Genomic DNA, 14238 nt, shown 5'->3' with positions numbered 1-14238 from the left:
TCGTCAGAAAGACGGCGTCGTATGAACAAAATTTCATACGCAAGCATTCGCGCTGCAGGCCGCATCGGGATTGGGTTTTCGCGGCTTTTGCGGCAGTTCGCCGCGACTGCCTAAACAAATCTTCATACGCCCGCCGATGAAAATTTGCGGCGTGGCAGCATAATTGCCTCGGCAAGTTTCCCGCTCGAGAATCCCTCCATGCAAGCCCTGGTTCGTATCGCGCTTTCGCGTCCCTACACCTTCGTCGTGATGGCCCTGCTGCTCTTCATCATCGGGCCGCTCGCGGCGTTGCGTACGCCGACGGACATCTTCCCGAACATCAATATCCCGGTGATCGGCGTCGCCTGGCAGTACACGGGCCTGCCGCCGGACCAGATGGCCGGCCGCATGACCACGCCGTTCGAGCGTGTGCTGACGACCGCGGTCAACGACATCGAGCACATCGAGGCCAACTCATTCACCGGCTTCGGCATCGTCAAAATCTATTTCCATCCCAACGTCAACATCGCAACGGCGAACGCGCAGGTCACCGCGGCCGCGCAGTTGATGCTGAAGAACATGCCGCCCGGCGCGACGCCGCCGCTGATCCTCAACTACAGCGCCTCGACTGTGCCGATTCTGCAGCTCGCGTTGTCCGGCAAGGGCCTGACCGAGGCCAACCTCGCCGACCTCGCGATGAACCAGCTGCGCACGCGCCTCGTCACCGTGCAGGGCTCGGCGATTCCGTACCCGTTCGGCGGTAAGGCGCGCCAGGTGCAGATCGACCTTGATCCCGCGGCGCTCTCCGCGCGCGGCCTGACCGGCCAGGACGTGGCCAATACGCTCGCGGCGCAGAACATCCTCACGCCGGTCGGTTCGCAAAAGATCGGCGGCCTCGAATACGCGGTCAATCTCAACAACGCACCATCCGATCTGAAAGACCTCGGCGCTCTGCCGATCAAGGCGGTCAACGGCGCGATGGTCTATGTCCGCGACGTGGCCAACGTGCGCGACGGCAGCGCGGTGCAGACCAATATCGTCCACGTCGATGGCGGCCGTTCGGTGCTGATGAACGTGCTCAAGTCGGGCGCGACCTCAACCCTGGCGATCGTCGACGGCGTTAAAGAGATGATCGAAGCGGTCAAGCCGTCGATGCCCGACGCGCTCGAAATCAAAGCGATCGGCGACCAGTCGATCTTCGTGCGCAACGCGATCGGCGGCGTGGCCAAGGAAGGCGTGATCGCGGCCGCGCTGACCAGCCTGATGATCCTGCTCTTCCTCGGCAGCTGGCGCTCGACCGTGATCATCGCGATTTCGATTCCGCTGGCGATCCTCGGTGCGGTCATCATCCTGTCCGCGCTCGGCGAGACGCTCAACATCATGACCCTCGGCGGCCTCGCGCTCGCGGTCGGCATCCTCGTCGACGACGCAACGGTGACGATCGAAAACATCAACTGGCACCTTGAGCACGGCAAGGACGTACGCACGTCGATTCTCGACGGCGCCCAGCAGATCGTCACGCCGGCCTTCGTCTCGATGCTGTGTATCTGTATCGTGTTCGTGCCGATGTTCTTCCTCGAAGGCGTCGCCCGCTTCCTGTTCGTGCCGATGGCCGAGGCGGTGATGGCGGCGATGGTCTGTTCGTTCCTGCTCTCGCGCACGCTGGTGCCGACGATGGCGAACTATCTGCTGCGTCCGCACGCGCCGCACACCGACGAACATGGCAACGACAGGGTGCTGCCGCGGTCGGGCAATCCGCTCGTGCGCTTCCAGCGCGGTTTCGAAGCGCGCTTCGAGCGCATGCGTGCGAGCTACCACGACCTGCTCGCCCTCGCCCTCGGCCACCGCAAAGTCTTCGTTGGCAGCTTCCTCGTCGTCGTCCTCGCTTCATTCCTGCTCGTGCCGTTCCTCGGCCGCAACTTCTTTCCGTTCGTCGATGCCGGCCAGATGCTGATCCACGTGCGCGCGCCGGTCGGCACTCGCGTCGAGGAGACCTCGGCGCGATTCGCCGAAGTCGAACGCGCGATCCGCGAAATCATTCCGGGCAACGAGATCGTCACGATCACCGACAACGTCGGCGCACCGTTCCTGTCCTCGATCAATACGGTCTACAACAACACCGGCACGATCGGCGAACAGGACGGCGACATCCAGGTCGCGCTGGCCGAAGGCCACGCGCCGACCGCCGACTACATGCGCCGTCTGCGCGAGGAGCTGCCGCGGCGCTTCCCCGGCATGATCTTCGCGTTCCTGCCGGCCGACATCGTCAGCCAGATCCTCAACTTCGGCGCGCCCGCGCCGATCGACCTGCAGATCCGCGGCAACAACCTCGCAGCGAACTTCGACTACGCGAATAAACTGCTGACCCAGATCAAGCACGTTTCCGGCGTCGCCGATGCACGTATCCAGCAGACCGGCAGCGCGCCCGCGCTCAAGGTCGACGTCGATCGCACGCGTGCGCAGTACGCCGGCGTGACCACGCGCGACGTAACCTCGAGCCTGGTCGTCAATCTCGCCGGATCGAGCCAGGTCGCACCGACGTTCTGGCTCAATCCGGCCAACGGCGTGACCTATCCGATCGTCATGCAGACGCCGCAGTACAGACTCGATTCGCTCGAAGCGCTGCGCAACGTCTCGATCAACGCGCCGGGCGGCGGCACCACCGTGCTCGGCGGCATCGCCGACATCACGCGCACCCAGGTCAACGGCGTGTTCAGCGAGTACGACATCCGGCCGATGGTGCAGATCTACGCGACCACGCAGGACCGCGACCTCGGCGCCGTCGCCGCCGACATGCAGAAGATCATCGACGCCAATGCGAAGGACGTGCCGAAGGGCGCGAACGTCGTCCTTCTCGGCCAGGTCAAGACCATGAACAGCGCGTTCTCGGGCCTGCTGTTCGGCCTGATCGGCGCGATCGTGCTGATCTACTTCCTCATCGTGATCAACTTCCAGTCGTGGAGCGATCCGTTCGTCATCATCACCGCGCTGCCGGCGGCGCTTGCCGGCATCGTCTGGATGCTGTTCGCCACTCACACCACGCTGAGCGTGCCCGCGCTGACCGGCGCGATCATGTGTATGGGCGTGGCGACTGCGAACAGCGTGCTGGTCATCTCATTCGCGCGCGAAAAGCTCGACGAACTCGGCGACGCGACCGCGGCCGCACTCGAAGCGGGCTTCGTGCGTCTGCGCCCGGTCATGATGACCGCGCTGGCGATGGTTATCGGCATGGCGCCGATGGCCCTCGGCCTCGGCGAAGGCGGCGAGCAGAACGCGCCGCTCGGTCGCGCGGTGATCGGCGGCCTGATCTTCGCCACGATCGCCACGCTGTTCTTCGTGCCCGTCGTCTTCAGCATTATTCATCGGCGCCACGGCGAGAAGCCGGCGCCGCAAGTTTCGTTCGGAGAGTCCCATGTCGCAGCTTGATACCCCCAACAAACCCGTCTCGCGGCGCGGCCTGCGCCTGACCGGCATCGCCGCGGCCGTCGTCGCGGCCGTGATCGTCGCGCACGGGCTGATCGTGCGCGCGAGCGAGTCCTCGCGCCTGCACGACTGGACCGAGGCACAGGCACTGGCGACCGTTGCGGTCAATCCGCCGACGGCGGTGGCGAACACCTCCGGCCTCGAACTGCCGGGTCGCATCGAAGCCTGGCAGCGTGCGCCGATCTACGCGCGCGTCTCCGGCTACCTCAAGGACTGGAAGCACGACATCGGCACCCAGGTGAAGGCCGGCGAAGTGCTCGCCAACATCGAGACGCCCGACCTCGACCAGCAATTGCTGCAGGCCAAGGCCGATCTCGCCACCGCGCAGGCCAATGCCGCGCTGTCGGCGACGACGGCGAAACGCTGGCAGGCGATGCTCGGCTCCGATTCGGTGTCGAAGCAGGAAGTCGATGAGAAGACCGGCGACCTCGCCGCGAAGAACGCGCTCGTCGCCGCACAGCGCGCGAACGTCGACCGCCTCGTCGCGCTGAAGAACTTCACCCGCATCGTCGCGCCGTTCGACGGCACCGTGACCACGCGCAACACCGACGTCGGCGCGCTGATCAATGTCGGCGGCGGCGCGGGCCAGGAACTGTTCGTCGTCTCCGACACCTCGAAGCTGCGCGTCTACGTCAACGTGCCGCAGAACTATGTGCCGAGCGTGCGCCCCGGCACCAAGGCCACGCTCAGCGTGCCCGACCAGCCGGACAAGAGCTACGCGGCGACCGTCGAGTCGTCCGCGCAGGCGGTCAATGCGGCGAGCGGCACGACCCTGATGCAGCTCAGCGTCGACAATGCCGCCGGCGAACTGCTTCCGGGCGGCTTCGCCAACGTGCGTCTGGCGATGGCCGGCAAGGCCGATGCGCTCAGCGTGCCCGGCAGCGCGCTGATCTTCGATGCGAAGGGCATCAGTGTCGCCACGGTCGATGCGAACAACAAGGTCGTGGTCAAGCCGGTCACGATCGCGCGCGATCTCGGCAAGGTCGTCGAGATCGGCTCGGGCCTGACCGCGGCCGACCGCGTCATCGAGAATCCGCCCGACGGCGTCGTCACCGGCACCGAAGTGCGCATCGCCGGCGCGCAATCGAAAACCCAAGTGGCTTCGGCGGGAAACGGTAAAAATGGAAAAGGATAATCTTTGCTTCCCTTCTCCCGCCGGGAGAAGCCGCGACACTCAAGCGCCGGATGAGGGAAGAGCGCCGCAAGCTCTGACCGAATTCCATCGTCAGAGTCTTTTCCCTTATCCGTCCCTTCGGGGCATCTCCCAAGGGGGCAAGGGAAGAGCTGCCGCTTTCGCAACGCTGCTCGCCGGGATGGTGGCTCTCTCCGGCTGCTCGTTCGCGCCGACGATGAAGACGCCGGAAGTCGCGACCGCCGCGGCCTACAAGGAAATCGGCACGCCGTGGACCGAGGCCAAGCCGGCCGACCGCCTGCCGCGCGACGAGTGGTGGTCGCTGTACGGCGATCCGAAACTCGGCGAGCTGCAGACGCGCTTGATCGCCGGCAGCCCGGATCTCGCCGCGGCGCTCGCGAACTACGAACAGGCGCAGGCCTACAGCGATTTCCAGCGCGGCGATCTGTTTCCGCAGATCGGCGGCAGCGCGAGCCTGCAGCGTTCGCAGAGTTCAAACAACGCCGCCAACCCGTCGCCGGTCAAGCTATACGACACGCGCTCGGTCGGTTTCTCGGCGAGCTATGAGCTCGACCTTTGGGGCCGCGTGCGCAACGAAGTCGCCGCCGGCAATGCGCAGGCCGAAGCCGCGGCAGACGATCTGGAGAACGCGCGCCTGTCGCTGATCGCCCAACTCGTCGACGACTACATTGTGTTGCGCGGTCTCGATCGCGACAGCGCGATTCTCAACGACACGGTGAAGGCCTACCAGCGCGCACTTGATCTGACCAACGAGCGTCACCGCGGCGGCATCGCGCCGGGCCTCGACGTCGCGCGTGCGCAGACCCAGCTCGACATGGCGCGCTCGCAGGCCGAGCAGACGCTGGCCCAGCGCGCGCTTGCCGAACACGCGATCGCCGCGCTGATCGGCGTGTCGCCTTCGCAGTTCTCGATCGAGCCTGCGATCGTCGACATCAAGCTGCCGGCGGTGCCGGTCGACGTGCCTTCGCTGCTGCTGCAGCGCCGCCCCGACATTGCCGCCGCGCAGCGGCGCATGGAAGCGGCCAACGCCAACATCGGCGTCGCCCGCGCCGCGTTCTTCCCGTCGATCAGTCTCGGCGCGAGCGGCGGCTATCTGAGTTCGCAAGCCGGCAACTGGCTGACCCAGCCGAGTTCGTTCTGGGCGATCGGTCCCGCGGCGCTGCTGACGATCTTCGACGGCGGCAAGCGCAGTGCGAGCGTCAAGCAGGCGCGCGCGATCTTCGATCAGACCAGCGCAAAATACCGCAGCACCGTGCTCGGCGCGTTCACCCAGGTCGAGGACAATCTCGCCCTGCTCAACCACTATCGCGACGCGTCGGTCGCGGAGAAGTCGGCGGTCGAGGCTGCGCAGCGCTCGCTGAACTTCTCGCTCGATCGTTACCGCGAGGGCGCGGTGAACTATCTCGACGTGGTCACCTCGCAGACTGCCGCGCTGCAGACTCAGCGCGACGCGTTGAGCCTCGACACGCGCCAACTGCGCGCGAGCGTTGCGCTGATCCGCGCGCTCGGTGGCGGCTGGGACGCGCAGGCGCCGCTCGCGCGCAACTGAGTCATCGCCGCGACGTCGCGGGCATCGAGCCGCGACGTCGAACGACGAATAGGCATCAGTCGAGCCCGAGCAGCCGGGCCGCATTGCGGTCGAGGATCGCCGCGGTGTCGTCGGCAGACAAGCCGGCGCGCTCGACATAGCCGACCGCGGCCTGAAACAGTTCGCCGCTCTGATGCGGAAAATCCGTGCCGAGCAGTAAGCGATCCGCACCGAGGCTTTCGACCGCTGCGCGCAGCGCCGGCACATGATCGTGGCCGACCGTGTCGTACCACAACCGCTTGGCCGCCCGGCTCGGCGGCTCGGGCACTTCCGGCGTTTCGTAGCTGCCGGCGTGATCGAGCCGCGGCAGCAGCATCGGCAGAGCGCCGCCGAGATGGCTCGCGATGATCTTCATGCGCGGATAGCGCTGTGGAATCTGCGCGATCAAAAGGTGCATGACCGCTACCGTGTCCTCGACCGGCGCGCCGAGCGCCCAGGTCAGGCGATGATTTTGGATCAGCGGCGACTCCGCGCCGCAGCCGGCCGGATGTACGTAGAGCACGCTGCCGCGCCGGTCCAGTTCGGCGTAGATCGGCTCGAACATCGGATCGGCGATGGAACGGCCGAGAACCGACGTGGTGATCGCCACGCCGAGCATGCCGTCCTGGGCGAGCGCCCAATCCAGCTCGTCGAGCGCCGCGTCCACATGCGGCAGCGGCAGCGAAGCGAACGCGCGGAAACGTTCGGGATGGCGCTGCACGAGCGCGGTGTATTCGTCGTTGATGCGGCGGGCCAGCTTCACTGCGTTCTCGCGGCGCTCGAAATGCGGCGACGCGGGCGTGGCCGAAAGCACCTGCGTGCGGATGCCCGCCGCGTCCATCTGGGCGAAGCGCACCTGCAGTTGTGCATGCGTCGGCTCCGCGCCGAGGCCGCGGTGCGCGCTCGTGGTGGCGAAGCCGGCGGCGGCGAGGCGATCGAGATAGTCCACGCTCCAGGCGTGCGCGTGTACGTCGACGCGTCGGATCGAATCAGGCATGTCGTTCTCTTTGAGCAGCGAATCCGTAGAGCAGGCCGAGCGCGATACCGAACGCGGCGGCCAATGCGACCGGAACGGCCGCGGCTGCCCAGCCGGCGCTGCCGACGATGGCGCCGACCACGAGCGGCCCGAGCACTTGGCCGAGATAATTGCCCTGCATCACCAAGCCGAGACTCAGCGGCGCCAATGCCGGACGCGGCACCGCACGCGGTGCGCAGGCGAGCAGGGTCGGCGGCAGCAGGCCGCCGGTAGCGGAAAAAACAAAGCCGAGCAGCACGGTGAATGGCGCTGGTAGCGCCGGCAGAAACAGGCCGACGCCGGCGAGTCCCGTCGCGACGCTGCTCAGGATCATCAGCCGTGCCGGCGGCATGCCGCGTGCGAGCAGGGCGCCCGCACCGACGTTGCCGAGAATATTCGCCGCGACCACGGCCGCGCTCAGCGTGCCGGCCGCATCCTGGTTCATGCCCATGCGCTGCATCAGGAATACCGGCAGGAAACTCAGCACGGCAAAAAACTGCAGCGCATAGGCCGCGAAAGCGAGCGCGAGGATCAGCGGACCGCGCGCGCGCAAGGTCTGCGTGATGCCTTGGCGCAGGCCGTCGGCCTGCGTCGCATCGGACCGCGGCGCGGCAGGCAGCGCGCAAACGAGCGCGGCCATCAGCAGCGCGAGGCCCGCATCGACGGCCCATAGCCGGCGCCATCCGCCGAGCCACGGTCCGCACAGCATCGACAGCGCCATGCCGCTGGCCATGAACACGCTCCACAGGCCGAACACGAGACCGTGCTGCCGCGCGGGCGTCAATCGATGCAGCAGCGCGGGCGCGGCGACCACCACGATCAGAAAGCCGAGGCCCTCGACGACGCGGCTCGCGATCAAACCGGCATAGCTCGATGCGAGCGCACCCGCGGCGCTTGCGCCGGCGAGCACGAGCAAGCCCGCCGCGAGCATGCGCCGGTCGCCCCAGCGTTGCACGAGTACGCCGGAGGCGATGCCGCCCACGACGCCGACCAGTGGAAACACGGCCATCACCCAACTGAGCCCTGCCAACGAGCGCGCGAATTCGACCTGCATCTGTGCGAGTGCGATCGGCGCCTTGCCGACATGCAGCGCCGCGACGATGCCGGCGAAGATGACGCCGACGATCGCGCTCCACGGTGTCGCCGCGACAGTTTTGGGCGACGAGCGTATGGCAGCGGGCTCAGTCATGCCGGCTCGCCTCCGCCGCGGACGTCGCCGCGGACAGTGCAACCGGCATGCGCTGCGGCCAGCCTCCGGCGAGCGCTCGGTACAGCGCGACCGTCGCGGTCGCGCTGCGCGTGTGGCTGTCGGCGAATGCATCCTGCGCGGCGAGCAGGCTGCGTTCGGCGTCGAGCACTTCGTAGAGATCGATCACGCCGGCCTGGTAGCGCACGCGCGCGAGCCTTGCCGCGTCGGCGCTGTCGTGCGCGGCGCGTTCGAGCTGTGCGTCCTCGCGGCGCGTGCGTGCATCGAGGATCAGCGCGTTCTCGGTGTCTTCGAGCGCGAGCAGCACGGTCTGCTGGTACTGCGTGAGCAGGGCCGCCGCGTCGGCGCGGCTCGCGGCAATGCGCGCGCGCACGCGGCCGACGTCGAGAAACGACCAGTCGATGCCGAGAAAACCCGAGGCCGTCTCGCTGCCGCTCTTGAACAAGGCGTCGTGATGAAACGCCTGCGTGCCGAGCAAGCCGCTGAACGACAGGCGCGGGAACAGATCGGCCGTGGCGACGCCGACGCGCGCGGCCGCCGCATGCAGACGTGCTTCGGCCGCGGCGATGTCGGGGCGGCGGCGCAGCAGCTCGCCCGGCGTGCCCGGGTCGATCGGCTGCGGCAACGCGGGCAGGCGCTGCGGCGGATCGAGTTCGGCGATCAAGGCTTCCGGTGCGCGGCCGCTCAATACGGCGAGCCGATGCTCGGCGATGGCGATTTGCGCTTCGAGTGCGGGCACGCGCGAAGACGTGGTTTCGAACTGCGCGCGTGCGCGAGCGAGATCGAACTCGGTATCGCGGCCGGCACCATAGCGTGCTTCGACGAGACTCAAGGTTTCGCGCTGATTGGCGGCATTGTCGCGTGCGACGCGCAGGCGCTCCTGCAGCCCGCGCAACTGCGCGTAGGTGCTCGCGACCTGGCCGGCGATCGCGACCTGCATCGCGGCGAGATCGGCCGCGCTCGCCTGGGTCTCGGCGCGCTGCGCTTCGATCTCGCGGCGCACGCGGCCGAACAGGTCGAGTTCCCAGCTCGCATTGATGCCGGCGCTGTAGCTGCGCGCGCTGCGCGGCCCACCGAGAGCCTGATCCCGGCTCAGTTGCTGATGGCCGCCCTGCGCGCTCGCGGTGATCGTCGGCAGCGCGTCGAACTTGGCTTCGCGCAGCAGCGCGTTGGCGCCGTCGTAGCGGGCGAGTGCGCCGCGCAGATCGTTGTTCGCGGTAAGCGCCGCATCGATCAGCGCGCTGAGCTGCGCGTCGCCGAACGCTTGCCAGAACTGCGCATCGCCTGCGGCTGGCGCGGCGACGTCGCCCGCAGGCACGGCATCCTTGCGTGCGTACTGCACGGGCGCCGGCGCATCGGGGCGACGATAGTCGGGGCCGACGGCGCAGCCGGCGAGGACCAGACTCGAAACGATGAAGACGGACAGCGTCGACTTAAGCATGGAGCTGGCCCTCGTGAGCGATCAACAATGGGCCGTGCTCCGCGTCATGTGCGTGCTTCCACGCGGCATCGCTGCCGCCGAGCTTGCGTAGGGCGACGTAGAACACCGGGGTCAGGAACAGGCCGAACAGGGTCACGCCGAGCATGCCGGCGAACACGGTGATGCCGGTGGCGAAGCGCACCTCGCTGCCGGCGCCGTGACCGAGCAGCAAAGGCACCGCGCCGGCGATGAAGGCGACCGAGGTCATCACGATCGGGCGCAGGCGCAGGCGGCAGGCTTCGAGCGCGGCTTCGACGATGCCGACGCCGCGCATCTCCAGCTCGCGTGCGAACTCGACGATGAGGATCGCGTTCTTGCACGCCAGGCCCATCAGCACGACGAGGCCGACCTGGACGAACACGTTGTTGTCGCCGCCCGAGAGCCACACGCCGAACAGCGCCGCGCACATGCACACCGGCACGATGAGGATCACCGCGAGCGGCAGGATCCAGCTTTCATACAGCGCGGCGAGAACGAGGAAGACCAGCATCACCGCGAGCGGGAACACCACCGCGGCGGCATGGCTCTGCGTGACCTGCTGATAGCTCAGGTCGGTCCATTCCAGAGTGATGCCGGTGGGCAACACCTTGGCCGCGATCTCCTGCAGCTTGGCGATGACCTGCGCGGAAGACAGCATGCGCGGATCGGAATCGCCGATCAGGTCGGCGGCCGGAAAACCGTTGTAGCGTACGACCGGATCGGGGCCGTAAGCCTGCGCGATCGTCGTCATTGCCGCCACCGGCACCATCTCGCCGCGCTCGTTGCGCACGCGCAGTTTGCCGATGTCCTCGGGGCTCTGGCGGTGCGCGCTGTCGGCTTGCGCCATGACGCGGTAGACGCGGCCGAACAAGTTGAAATCGTTGACGTAGACCGAGCCGAGATAGGTCTGCAGCGTGTCGAACAGATCGGTCAGGGCGACACCCTGCGCCTTGGCCTTGATGCGATCGACCTTGACCTCGAGCTGCGGGATATTGGCTTGGTAAGAACTGACCGGGAAAGTCATGCCCGGCGTCTGCGCAACGGCGCCCTGGAATGCGGTGATCGCATTCTGCAGCGCGCCGTAGCCGAGACCGGCACGGTCTTCCAGATAGAGCGAATAACCTGAGCCGTTGCCGAGTCCTTGGATCGGCGGCGGCAGCAGCGCGTACGGAAACGCGCCCTGGATACCCGCGGAGAATTTGGCGTTGAGGTCGGCGACGATCTGGTTCGCGCTGCGCTTGCGTTCGTGGAACGGTTTGAGGATGACGTAGGAGTTCTCGATGTTCGGCGTATTGACCAGTTGCAGCGCATTGAAGCCGGCGAACGCGGGAATCATCGCCACGTCGGGATCGGCGAGTGCGATGTCGATCATCTGCCGCGTGACCGCATCCGTGCGCGCGAGCGAGGCACCCTCGGGCAGTTTCGCGCCGGCGAACAGGTAGAGCTTGTCCTGAGTCGGAATAAAGCCGCCCGGCACGGCGTGGAACAGCAGCGCGGTCGCGGCGAGCAGGCCCGCGTAGACCGCGAACACCGTGCCGCGCCGGCGCAGCACGCGCGCGACCGCGCCGTGATAATTGCCGGAGCTGCGCTCGAAGAAGCGGTTGAACGGGCCGAACAGCCAGCCGAACATGCGCTCGATCGCGCGCGCCAACGCATCCTTCGGCGCACCGTGCGCAGTCAGCAGTTTGGCTGCGAGCGCCGGCGACAAGGTCAGCGAATTGATCGCCGAGATCACCGTCGAGATCGCGATGGTCACCGCGAACTGCTTGTAGAACTGGCCGGTGACGCCCGACAGAAACGCCATCGGCACGAACACCGCGCAGAGCACGAGCGCGATCGCGACGATCGGGCCCGACACCTCGCGCATCGCCTGGTGCGCGGCGGCGAGCGGCGTGCGCCCTTCGGCGATATTGCGCTCGACGTTTTCGACGACGACGATCGCGTCGTCAACGACGATGCCGATCGCGAGGACCAGGCCGAACAGGGTCAGCGTATTGATCGAATAGCCGAGCAGGTAGAGCCAGGCGAATGTGCCGACGACCGAGACTGGCACGGCGACGAGCGGAATGATCGAAGCACGCCAGGTCTGCAGAAACAGGATCACCACGAGCACGACGAGGATGACGGCTTCGATCAGCGTGTGTTGCACCGCGCGGATCGAATCGCGCACGAACACGGTCGGGTCCCAGACCGCGTGATAGGCGACGCCGGGCGGAAAGTGTTTGCCGAGTTCGTCCATCTTCGCGTAGACCGCGTCGGCGACGGCAAGCGCATTGGCGCCTGGCGAGAGGAAGATGCCGAGTCCGGCCATATTGTGCTTGCCGTCGTACGAGCGCAGCGTGTAGTCGCCCGAGCCGAGTTCGACACGCGCTACGTCGGCGAGGCGCACGACCTGGCCGTCGGCACCGTTCTTGAGCACGATGTCGGAGAATTCCGCCGTGCTCGCAAGGCGGCCGCGCACATTGATCGAGACGAGAAAGTCGGTGTCCTTCGGCGACGGCTCCGCGCCGAGCTGGCCGGCGGAGACCTGCACGTTCTGCTCGCGCACCGCAGCGATCGCCTCGCCCGCGCTGAGGCCGCGCGCCGCGAGCTTGTCCGGATCGAGCCAGATGCGCATGGCGTAGTCGCCCGCGCCGTAGAGCTGCACGTCGCCGATGCCGGGCAGGCGCGAGAGTTCGTCCTTGACGTGCAGCAGCAGGTAGTTGCGCAGATAGAGTGCGTCGCGGCTGTCGTCGGGCGAATACAGGCCGCCGTACATCAGCGGCGTCGGCGACTGCTTCTGCGTAGTCACGCCGTAGTCGCGCACAGCCTGCGGCAGACGCGACAGCGCCTGGCTGACGCGGTTCTGCACGCGCACGGCGGCCGTGTCCGCGTCGACCTCGGGTTTGAAGGTGACGACGATTTGCAGGCTGCCGTCGGAGCCGGCGACCGATTTCATGTACATGATGCCTTCGACGCCGGTGATCGCTTCTTCGAGCGGCTGCGCCACGGTCTCGGCGATCTCCTTCGGATTCGCGCCCGGATAGGTCGCACGCACGACTGTGCTCGGCGGCACCACTTCGGGATACTCGCCCGAAGGCATCAGCGGAATCGCGATGAGGCCGATAGCGAACAGGATGATCGACAGCACGATCGCGAAGATCGGCCGGTCGATAAAGAATTTGGAGAAATCCATGTGTCTGTCTCCTCAGCGTGCCGCGTTCGCGGCAACGGGCGGCGCCACCGCGCCGGCTTCGCTCGCGCGTACGACCATGCCCGGGTAGAAAATCTTCTGCATGCCGGCGACGACGACTTTGTCGCCCGCATCGAGACCCGACTGCACCACGCGCAGGCCGTCGTTCGTGCGGCCGAGCACGATGTCGCGACGCAGTGCCTTGCTCTCGGCGCCAAGCACGTAGACGTACTTGCGGTCCTGGTCGGTCAGCACGGCCTTGTCGTCGATCAATACTGCCGCGGCTTCGCCGCCGCCGAGCCGCACGCGGGCGTAGAGCCCCGGGGTGAGCGTGCGGTCGGCATTGGCGAGCAGGGCGCGCACGCGGATCGTGCCGGTGCGTGCATCGACTTGGTTGTCGAGGAAATCGAGTTTGCCTTCGCGCGGGAACCCGTCTTCGTCGGCGAGGCCGACGCGCACCGGGCTCGCGCCGTCCTTGCGTTCGCCGCGGCGTTCGAGTTGTTTGTAGCGCAGATAGCTGTGCTCGTCGGCATCGAAATAGACGTACATCGGATCTTGCGAGACGACACTGGTCAGCGCGGTCTGGTCGGCCTGGGCGAGATTGCCGACGGTCAGCAGTGCGCGGCTCGCGCGTCCGGCGATCGGCGCGCGCAACTCGGTGAAGCCGAGATTGAGCTTGGCCGTCGCGACCGCGGCCTCGGCCGCACGCACGTCGGCGTTGCCCTGGGTCAGGCCGGCGCGGCGCGTCTCGAACTCTTCGCGCGAAATCGCCTTGGCCGCGATCAGCGCCTGCGCGCGCTGGTCCTGCGCCTGGGCGAGCTGTGCCGCGGCGCGTGCGCGTTCGAGCTGAGCCACGGCGCTGTCGTAGGCGGCGCGGTACGGGCGCGGATCGATCACGAACAGCAGATCGCCAGCTTTGACCTCGTCGCCTTCCTTGAACGCAACGCGTTCGATGTAGCCGCTGACGCGCGCGCGCACTTCGACCGAATCGGTCGCGGCGACGCGGCCGTTGAATTCGTCCCATTGGCGCACCGGCTTCGCCTGCGCCGGCGCGACCACGACCTCGGGCGCAGGCGGCGCCGTGGTCGCCGTGCTGGGCCCGCAGCCCGCAGCGGCGAGCGCCGCGCCGGCGACGATCGCGGCGAGCGATGCGCGCGCAATGATGCGTTGAATGTGCAACATGATGCTTCCTCGGTTCGGCTT

8 protein-coding genes are annotated in these 14238 nt (G+C 67.2%); 3 read left to right on the top strand and 5 right to left on the bottom strand.

Going from position 1 to position 14238, the window contains the following annotated elements:
- Positions 1 to 198 precede the first annotated feature (198 nt).
- The 3 genes from FFS30_RS16785 to FFS30_RS16775 are packed head-to-tail and all read left to right on the top strand — an operon-like array spanning position 199 to position 6164.
- Positions 199 to 3405 (top strand): efflux RND transporter permease subunit, encoded by a 3207-nt coding sequence (locus FFS30_RS16785; protein ID WP_137914326.1) that lies wholly within the window; start codon positions 199 to 201, stop codon positions 3403 to 3405.
- Positions 3392 to 4597: an efflux RND transporter periplasmic adaptor subunit gene (locus FFS30_RS16780; protein WP_137914325.1), complete on the top strand. Its 1206-nt coding sequence runs from the start codon at positions 3392 to 3394 to the stop codon at positions 4595 to 4597. Before FFS30_RS16785 ends, FFS30_RS16780 begins: the two co-directional genes overlap by 14 nt.
- Positions 4584 to 6164 (top strand): efflux transporter outer membrane subunit, encoded by a 1581-nt coding sequence (locus FFS30_RS16775; RefSeq protein ID WP_343182332.1) that lies wholly within the window; start codon positions 4584 to 4586, stop codon positions 6162 to 6164. The genes FFS30_RS16780 and FFS30_RS16775 overlap by 14 nt, the downstream gene beginning before the upstream one ends.
- A 55-nt stretch (positions 6165 to 6219) precedes the next feature.
- Here the strand turns inward: FFS30_RS16775 and FFS30_RS16770 are convergent, their stop codons facing one another.
- The 5 genes from FFS30_RS16770 to FFS30_RS16750 are packed head-to-tail and all read right to left on the bottom strand — an operon-like array spanning position 6220 to position 14217.
- Positions 6220 to 7179, bottom strand: a complete 960-nt coding sequence (locus FFS30_RS16770) for an amidohydrolase family protein (protein WP_137914323.1) — start codon at positions 7177 to 7179, stop codon at positions 6220 to 6222.
- Positions 7172 to 8386 (bottom strand): MFS transporter, encoded by a 1215-nt coding sequence (locus FFS30_RS16765; protein ID WP_137914322.1) that lies wholly within the window; start codon positions 8384 to 8386, stop codon positions 7172 to 7174. Before FFS30_RS16765 ends, FFS30_RS16770 begins: the two co-directional genes overlap by 8 nt.
- Positions 8379 to 9845, bottom strand: coding sequence for an efflux transporter outer membrane subunit (locus FFS30_RS16760; protein ID WP_137914321.1), 1467 nt, complete (start codon positions 9843 to 9845; stop codon positions 8379 to 8381). Before FFS30_RS16760 ends, FFS30_RS16765 begins: the two co-directional genes overlap by 8 nt.
- Positions 9838 to 13038: a multidrug efflux RND transporter permease subunit gene (locus tag FFS30_RS16755; protein ID WP_137914320.1), complete on the bottom strand. Its 3201-nt coding sequence runs from the start codon at positions 13036 to 13038 to the stop codon at positions 9838 to 9840. The genes FFS30_RS16760 and FFS30_RS16755 overlap by 8 nt, the downstream gene beginning before the upstream one ends.
- A 12-nt stretch (positions 13039 to 13050) precedes the next feature.
- On the bottom strand, positions 13051 to 14217 hold the full coding sequence (locus FFS30_RS16750) for an efflux RND transporter periplasmic adaptor subunit (RefSeq protein WP_137914319.1): 1167 nt from the start codon (positions 14215 to 14217) through the stop codon (positions 13051 to 13053).
- Between the last annotated feature and the right edge of the window lie 21 nt (positions 14218 to 14238).

Source organism: Rudaea sp. 3F27F6, assembly GCF_005503555.1.
In the GTDB taxonomy this organism is placed as follows: domain Bacteria; phylum Pseudomonadota; class Gammaproteobacteria; order Xanthomonadales; family Rhodanobacteraceae; genus Rudaea.
This window is presented reverse-complemented; position numbering and strand designations above follow the sequence as displayed.

What these genes read in the sequence shown, in the direction of transcription:
- FFS30_RS16785 (WP_137914326.1), top strand. Translation starts at nt 199, where the DNA reads ATGCAAGCCCTGGTTCGTATCGCGCTTTCGCGTCCCTACACCTTCGTC.
- FFS30_RS16780 (WP_137914325.1), top strand. Translation starts at nt 3,392, where the DNA reads ATGTCGCAGCTTGATACCCCCAACAAACCCGTCTCGCGGCGCGGCCTG.
- FFS30_RS16775 (WP_343182332.1), top strand. Translation starts at nt 4,584, where the DNA reads ATGGAAAAGGATAATCTTTGCTTCCCTTCTCCCGCCGGGAGAAGCCGC.
- FFS30_RS16770 (WP_137914323.1), bottom strand. Translation starts at nt 7,179, where the DNA reads ATGCCTGATTCGATCCGACGCGTCGACGTACACGCGCACGCCTGGAGC.
- FFS30_RS16765 (WP_137914322.1), bottom strand. Translation starts at nt 8,386, where the DNA reads ATGACTGAGCCCGCTGCCATACGCTCGTCGCCCAAAACTGTCGCGGCG.
- FFS30_RS16760 (WP_137914321.1), bottom strand. Translation starts at nt 9,845, where the DNA reads ATGCTTAAGTCGACGCTGTCCGTCTTCATCGTTTCGAGTCTGGTCCTC.
- FFS30_RS16755 (WP_137914320.1), bottom strand. Translation starts at nt 13,038, where the DNA reads ATGGATTTCTCCAAATTCTTTATCGACCGGCCGATCTTCGCGATCGTG.
- FFS30_RS16750 (WP_137914319.1), bottom strand. Translation starts at nt 14,217, where the DNA reads ATGTTGCACATTCAACGCATCATTGCGCGCGCATCGCTCGCCGCGATC.